5 protein-coding genes are annotated in these 7,498 nt (G+C 73.4%); all 5 read right to left on the bottom strand.

Annotation, left to right across the window (positions count from 1 at the left end):
- Positions 1-47 precede the first annotated feature (47 nt).
- The 5 genes from AB0O40_RS31135 to AB0O40_RS31115 all read right to left on the bottom strand — a co-directional run bounded on the left by AB0O40_RS31135 (position 48) and on the right by AB0O40_RS31115 (position 7,319).
- Positions 48-1,016: an ABC transporter substrate-binding protein gene (locus AB0O40_RS31135; protein ID WP_365048639.1), complete on the bottom strand. Its 969-nt coding sequence runs from the start codon at positions 1,014-1,016 to the stop codon at positions 48-50.
- A gap of 1 nt (position 1,017) precedes the next feature.
- The gene (locus AB0O40_RS31130) at positions 1,018-3,045 is read right to left on the bottom strand and encodes an ABC transporter permease subunit (RefSeq protein WP_365048638.1); all 2,028 of its coding nucleotides are present in this window, start codon (positions 3,043-3,045) and stop codon (positions 1,018-1,020) included.
- Positions 3,046-3,115: 70 nt separating this feature from the next.
- On the bottom strand, positions 3,116-4,204 hold the full coding sequence (locus AB0O40_RS31125; RefSeq protein WP_365048636.1) for a glycine betaine/L-proline ABC transporter ATP-binding protein: 1,089 nt from the start codon (positions 4,202-4,204) through the stop codon (positions 3,116-3,118).
- Entirely contained in the window at positions 4,201-5,763 is a 1,563-nt protein-coding gene (locus tag AB0O40_RS31120; RefSeq protein ID WP_365048643.1) for a GMC oxidoreductase, read from the bottom strand. Before AB0O40_RS31120 ends, AB0O40_RS31125 begins: the two co-directional genes overlap by 4 nt.
- Before the next feature lie 23 nt (positions 5,764-5,786).
- Positions 5,787-7,319 (bottom strand): aldehyde dehydrogenase family protein, encoded by a 1,533-nt coding sequence (locus tag AB0O40_RS31115; RefSeq protein ID WP_365048634.1) that lies wholly within the window; start codon positions 7,317-7,319, stop codon positions 5,787-5,789.
- Between the last annotated feature and the right edge of the window lie 179 nt (positions 7,320-7,498).

The raw sequence follows: 7,498 nt of genomic DNA, 5'->3' as shown, positions 1-7,498 counted from the left end.
GGGGGGGGGGGGGGCGGGGGGGGCCCCCCCCCCCCCCCGACTCCCCGTCAGGAGGGGAGCCAGGTGCGCCAGGTGGCGCGGTTCGCCTTCACCCAGCGGGCAGCTGCCTCCTGGGGGGACAGCTTCTGTTCCGCGATCATCAGGGAGACGTCGTTCTGCATGTCGGTCGTCCAGCGGAACTTCTTCAGGAAGGCGGCCGCGTCGCCGCCGTCCCTGGCGAAGCGGGCGTTGAGGAACTTCTGCAGCGGCGTGTGCGGGTAGGCGCAGGCCACCTTCTCCGGATCGGTGTCGCAGCCCTTCTTGTAGGCGGGCAGCTTCACCTCCGTCATGGGCACCTTCTCGAAGAGCCACTGGGGCTTGTACCAGTAGGTCAGGAAGGGCTTCTTCTCCTTGGCGAACTGCTTGATCTGGGTGATCTGGGCCGCCTCGGAGCCGGCGAAGACCACCTGGTAGTCCAGGCCCAGGTTCTTCACCAGCGCCTTGTCGTTGGTGACGTAAGACGGGGAGCCGTCCATCAGCTGTCCCTTGCCGCCGCTCTCCGCGGTACGGAACCGGTCGGCGTACTTGTCCAGGTTCTTCCAGTCGGTGACGTCCGGATGCTGCTGGGCGAAGTACGTGGGCACGAACCAGCCGATGTGTCCGGTGACGCCGAGGTCGCCGCCGCGGGTGATGGTGCCCTTCTCGTCGATGTAGCGCTGTTCCTGCTCCGGGTGGCCCCAGTCCTCCATGATGGCGTCCACCCGGCCCTGGCTGAGGGCGTCCCAGGCGGGTACCTCGTCGATCTGGACGGTGTCCACGCGGTAGCCGAGTTCGTGTTCCAGCAGGTACTGGGCGACGGCGACGTCGGCCTGTGCGCCGACCCAGGACTGCACGGAGAGGGTGACCGTGCGGGAGCCCTCGGCGTCGGCGTACGGGGAGGACTGGCGGGTCATGTCGGCGGCGCCGCAGCCGGTCAGGCCGGCTCCGGCCGTCAGGACGGCGGCCGCCACCAGGGCGAGGGTACGGGTGCGAGCCATCTCAGGCCCCCTTTCCGGTGCGGGTGCGGCGTTGCGTCGGCTGGGTGACCCGGTCGAGGACCAGGCCCAGGCAGACGATCGCCGCGCCGGCGACCAGACCGGTGGCCAGATCGCCCTGGGCCAGGCCGAACACGGCGTCGTAGCCCAGCGCCCCGCCGCCGACCAGGCCGCCGATGACGACCACGGCCAGGACCAGGACCACGCCCTGGTTGACGGCCAGCAGGAGGGCCGGCCGGGCCAACGGAAGCTGGACCTGGAGCAGTTGCTGGCGGCCGGTGGCGCCCAGGGAGCGGGCGGACTCCACCGCGCCCGGGTCGACCTCCCGCAGGCCCTGGGCGGTGATGCGGACCACCGCGGGCAGCGCGTACACCACGGCCGCGGCGACGGCCGGGGCCCGGCCCACGCCGAACAGCGCGACCACCGGGATCAGGTAGACGAACTGCGGCATCGTCTGGAACACGTCGAGGACGGGCCGCAGGGCGCGGTCCAGGCGGGCGCTGCGGGCGGCGGCCGCGCCGAGGGCGAAGCCGAGCAGCAGGGTCACGGTGACCGCGGCGAGCACCTGGGAGAGGGTGTCGAGGGCCGGCCCCCAGACGCCGAGCACGCCGATGGCGGCCATCGCCGCGACGGCGGTGACGGCGGTCCGCCAGGTGCCGATGAGCAGGGCGAGGGCGCCGACCGCGAGCAGCACCGACCACCAGGGCAGCCACTGCAGGCCGGAGCGGAGCGGGTTGAGGACGCCGGTGGTGAAGTGGGCGGCCCAGTCGGCGGTGCCGCCGACGACGGGTACGCCGGAGTAGAGGTGGGCGGTCATCCAGTCCACGGCCCGGTTGACGGGCCCGGCGATCTCCACGGTCCAGGCCGTCGGCCAGCCGAGCCGGTCGGCGAGGTGGCCGGCGACGGCGATCGCGGCGACCAGGGCGGCCGAGGCCAGGGCGAGGACCCGCCCGGCGGCGGCCGGGCGGGCCGGTGCGGAGCCGAGGCGGGATCCCGCGGCGGCGGTGACGCGGTCCAGGACCACGGCGAGCAGCACGATCGGCACGCCCGCGGCGAGCGCCGCGCCGACGTCGACGGAGCCCAGGGCCTGGTAGACCCGGTCGCCGAGGCCGCCGGCGCCGATGACGGAGGCGATCACGGCCATGCCGAGGGCCATCATGATCGACTGGTTGACGCCGAGCAGGAGTTCCTTGCGGGCCAGCGGCAGTCGGGCGGTCAGCAGGCGCTGCCGGGCGGTGGCGCCGAGGGAGGCGGCGGCCTCCATGACCCCGGCGTCGGCGCCGCGCAGCCCGAGCGCGGTGAGGCGGGCCATCGGCGGAGCGGCGTACACCACGGTCGCCAGGACCGCGGCGGGCACGCCGATGCCGAAGACCAGCACCACCGGCAGCAGGTACGCGAAGGCGGGCAGCACCTGCATGGTGTCGAGCACCGGGCGCAGGACCCGGTCCATCCGGTCCGACAGGCCGGCGGCCAGCCCGAGGAGGACGCCGAGCAGTACGGAGGCCAGGACCGCCACGACCATCAGGGCGAGGGTCTGCATGGTGGGGACCCACATGCCGAGCAGTCCGCAGGCGGCGAACGCGGCGACGGAGAGCAGGGCCAGGCGCACCCCCGCGAGCCGCCAGGCCACCAGCCCGGCGGCGGCGGTCACCCCGGCCCAGCCGAGGGCGAGCAGCAGCAGGTACACGGCGCGCACGGAGACGACCACGGCGTTGCTGACGTGGCCGAGGAAGTAGAGGAAGAGCGGGTGCCCGTCGCGGTTGTCGATGATCCAGTCGCTGGTGCGGTCCAGCGGACCCGAGAGGTCCACGGCGAGGTGGGCGGGCCAGCTGCCGCCGCCGAGCAGGACGGCGCCCAGGAGCAGCAGGAGCGCGGTGCCCGCACCGATCAGGGCGCCGCGACGGCGCCGCAGCAGGGCCCGGGCGCCGCCGGGGCCGGAGCCCGTCGTCGGCGCGCCGCCGGGGGCGGCGGGGGCGGGACCGGTACCGGTCGTCGTGCGGTCGGCGGGGGCCGAGGTGGCGGTGGCGCTCATCGGCCGCACCGCCCCGGGGCGGCGGGCTGCGGGCGGCCGCACGGCGGCGGCCAGGTGGTATGGGAGTACATCAGGCCACCGCCTTCCCGGCCGCGGCGGGTACCCCGGCGACCACGCCCAGCAGCACGGACTGGTCGACCACCCCCAGGCACCGGCCGTTCTCGACGACCCGGGCGTTCTCCCCGGTGCGGGCCACGGCCTCGATGGCTTCGTGGACCGTCGCGGTCGGCGCCAGCGCCACGCCGGCGCCGGCCTCCTCGGCCCGCGCCGGGCGCATGGCCGTGCGGACCGTCAGGACCTGTTCGCGCGGCACGTCCCGGACGAAGTCGCGGACATAGTCGTCGGCGGGCGAGCCGACGATCTCCTCGGGCGTGCCCAGCTGCACGATCCGGCCGTCCCGCATCAGGGCGATCCGGTCGCCGAGCCGCAGCGCCTCGCTGAGGTCGTGGGTGATGAAGACCATGGTGCGGCCCTCCTCGCGGTGCAGTCGGACGACCTCCTCCTGCATGTCGCGGCGGATCAGCGGGTCGAGCGCACTGAACGGCTCGTCGAAGAGGAGGACTTCGGGGTCGACCGCGAGGGCGCGGGCCAGGCCGACGCGCTGCTGCTGGCCGCCGGAGAGCTGGCCGGGCAGCCGCCGCTCCATGCCGTCGAGGCCGACCTTGGCGACGAAGTCCGCGGCGCGCTCGCGGCGTTCGCCGCGGCCCACGCCCTGGATCTCCAGGCCGTAGGCGACGTTGTCCAGGACGGTGCGGTGCGGCAGCAGGCCGAAGTGCTGGAAGACCATCGCGGCCCGGTGGCGGCGCAGTTCGCGCAGCCGGGACGAGTCCATGGCGATGACGTCCTCGCCGTCGATGGACAGGGTGCCCGAGGTCGGCTCGATGAGCCGGGTCAGGCAGCGGACCAGGGTCGACTTGCCGGAGCCGGAGAGGCCCATCACCACGAACACCTCGCCCTTGCGGACGTCGAAGGAGACGTCGCGGACGGCGGCCGTGCAGCCGGTCCGCTCACGCAGCGCGGTGGCGTCGAGGGCGGCCAGCTCCGGGTCGCCGGGGATCTGTTCGGCCTTCGGGCCGAAGACCTTCCACAGGTTGCGCACGGCGAAGACGGATTCGGTGCCGGCGGGCTGGTTCTTCGGCAGGTTCGTGGACTGGCTCATCGGCTGGTACCTCCCAGCAGTTCGGCGCATTTCTCCCCGACCATCAGCACCCCGATCATCGGGTTGACGGCGGTCATGGTCGGGAAGACGGACGCGTCGGCGATCCGGATGCCGGACAGGCCCCGGATCTTCAGATCAGGTGTGACGACGGCGAGTTCGTCGTCCTGGGCACCCATCCGGCAGGTCCCCGCCGGGTGGTACACGGTGTGGGCGACGTGCCGGGCGTAGGCGCTCAGCTCATCGTCGGAGGTGACCTCCGGGCCCGGGCAGACCTCCCGCTTCAGCCAGCCGGCCAGCGGCTCGGTGGCCGCGATCCGGCGGGCGATCCGGATGCCGTCGACCAGGGTCCTGCCGTCGTAGTCGTCCTCGTCGGTGAAGTACCGGAAGTCCAGGGCCGGCTTGGCCTCGGGGTCGGCGCTGGTCAGGTAGAGGCGGCCGCGGCTGCGGGGCTTGGGGATGTTGGGGGTCATCGACACGCCGTGGGCGGGGCGTTCGTAGCCCAGCCGCTCCGGGTTGTCGGTGAAGGGGACCTGGTAGAAGTGGAACATCAGGTCCGGCCCCTGGGCCGCCGGGTCCCGGCGGACGAACAGCCCGGCGTCCGAGTCCATCGCGGAGTTCTCCGGGATCGGGCCGTCGGTCTCCCAGACGATGACCGACTCCGGGTGGTCGAGCAGGTTCTCGCCGACGCCCGGCAGGTCGTGCACGACGGGGATGCCCAGCTTCTCCAGGTCCGCCCGCGGTCCGATGCCCGAGTGCAGCAGCAGGCGCGGGGAGTCCACGGCGCCGGCGCACACCAGCACCTCGCGGCGGGCCCGCACCACGTGCTCGGCGCCGTCCTTGGTGCGCACGTGCACGCCGGTGGCCAAGGTCCCCTCGAGCTCCAGCCGGTAGGCCCAGGTCTCCAGGGCGATGTGCAGGTTCGGCCGGTCCAGGAAGGGGTGCAGGTAGGCGACCGAGGCGGAGGAGCGCTTGTTGTCCTCGGGGTGGTACGCCAGGTCGAAGAAGCCGACGCCCTCGTGGAAGGCGGCCTTGTTGAACCCCTCGACCCGGGGGACGCCCAGGGCGTCCTGGGCCGCGGCCACGAAGTCCCGGGCGATGGCGTTCCGGTCGTCCTCGTGGACCGGGACGATGTTGTTGCGGAGCCGGTCGAAGTACGGGTCCATGGACGCCGCGTCCCAGCCCTCGGCACCGGCCTCGGCCCACTCGTCCCAGTCGGAGGGCAGCGGCTTGAAGGAGATGAGGGTGTTGTGCGAGGAGCAGCCGCCCAGCACCCGGGCCCGGCTGTGCCGGATGTGGGAGTTGCCGCGGGGCTGCTCGGTGGTGGGGTAGTCGTAGTCCAGCTCGCCGCCGAGCAGACCCATCCAGCGGCGCAGGGTGAGGACGTCGTCGCGGCCGACGTCGCTGGGGCCGCCCTCGATGACGGCCACGCTGACGGTGGGGTCCTCGGTCAGGCGGGAGGCGATCACGGAACCGGCGGTCCCGCCGCCGACGACGACGTAGTCGTACAGCTGCTCCGCGGGGCGGGAGCCCTGCTCGCTGGTGGCGTGCTGCTGGTGCATGGCGGGCGTGTGGGGGTGGTGGGTCATGCCTGGTCCTTCTGGTGCTCGTTCCGTGCATCGCCGTCCGCTCCGCCGGCGAACCAGCGGACGGGGCGCGGGGAGAGGTTCCGGTAGACGTGCTTGGCCTCGCGGTACTCGGCGAGGCCGGTGGGGCCCAGTTCGCGGCCGATGCCGGACTTGCCGAAGCCGCCCCATTCGGCCTGCGGCAGGTAGGGGTGGAAGTCGTTGATCCAGACGGTGCCGTGGCGCAGCAGGCCGGCCACCCGCGCGGCCCGGTCCTCGTCGGCCGTCCACACCGCGCCGGCCAGGCCGAACTCGGTGTCGTTGCCGAGGGCGACGGCCTCCTCCTCAGTACGGAAGGTCTCCACGGTCAGGACCGGGCCGAAGACCTCCTCGCGCACCACGCGCATGCCGCGGTGGCAGCCGTCCAGGACGGTGGGCCGGTAGAAGTAGCCGGGGCCCTCGGGGCGGAACCCGCCGGCCCGCAGCAGCGCGCCCTCGGCCAGGGCGGAGGCCACGTACTCCTCGGTCCGCTCGCGCTGGGCGGCGGAGACCAGCGGCCCGCACTCGACGCCCGGGTCGGTGCCGCGGCCCAGCCGGATCAGGTCGGCCCGGCGGGCCAGTTCGGCGACGAAGCGCTCCGCCAGCGACTCCTCGACGATGAGGCGGGAGCCGGCCGAGCAGACCTGGCCGCTGTGGATGAACGCGGCGTTGAGGGCCTGGTCCACGGCGGTGTCGAAGCCCTCGGGGGTGGTGCAGGCGTCGGCGAAGACGATGTTGGGGTTCTTGCCGCCCAGTTCGAGCCCGACCTTCTTGACCCCCTCGGCCGCGGCCCGCGCGACCTTGGTACCGCTGACGAGGCCGCCGGTGAACGAGACCAGGTCGACGTCGGGGTGCTCGGCCAGGCGGGCGCCGACGGTGTGCCCGGGGCCGGTGACGATGTTGGCGGCGCCGAGCGGGAGTCCGGCCTCCAGCAGCAGTTCCACCAGGGCGACGGTGCCGAGAGGGGTGATCTCGCTCGGCTTGATGACGAAGGTGTTGCCGGCGGCGAGGGCCGGGGCGATCTTCCAGCTGGCCTGGAGGAGGGGGTAGTTCCACGGGGTGATCAGCGCACAGACGCCGACCGGCTCCTGGACCACCACGCTGCGGATGTCCGCGGAGCCGGCGTCGACGACGCGCTCCGCGCTCTCCTTCTCCACCAGGTCGGCGAAGTAGCGGAAGGCGTCGCGCACGCAGTCCACGTCGGTGCGGCCCTCCTCGAGGGTCTTGCCCGCGTCACGGCTCTCCAGGGCGCCGATGCGCTCCCGCTCGGCCTCCAGCCGGTCGGCGACCCGGCGCAGCAGGGCGGCGCGCTCGGCCACCGGCGTACGGGGCCAGGCGCCCGCGTCGAAGGCGGCGCGGGCGGCGGCCACCGCGTCGTCGGTGTCCGGGACACCGCCCTCCGCGACGACCGCGAAGGCGGTCGCGTCGACGGGGTCGATGATCTGGCGGGTGTCGCCGGAGAGTGATGCTCGCCACTCGCCGCCCACGTGGATGGTCTGCTGTGCTGCGGTCACGTCGGGTATTGCCTTTCGTTCTTCGGATCACCCCGCCGGTCGCCCGGAAGAGGATCAGGACGACCTTCCGGCCGCCCGGAAGATCGCGTGCCCCCGACCCGCGGAACCATGTGGAAAGCCATGCAGAGAGTGATCCGCTTCACGTGCCGTACCGGTGCGTACCCGAACATTTCGGGCGC

It is taken from the genome of Streptomyces sp. NPDC089919 (genome assembly GCF_040684615.1).
Classification (GTDB): Bacteria; Actinomycetota; Actinomycetes; order Streptomycetales; family Streptomycetaceae; genus Streptomyces.
Note: the sequence above shows the minus strand (reverse complement) of the source record. Positions and strands in the feature narration are given on the sequence as shown.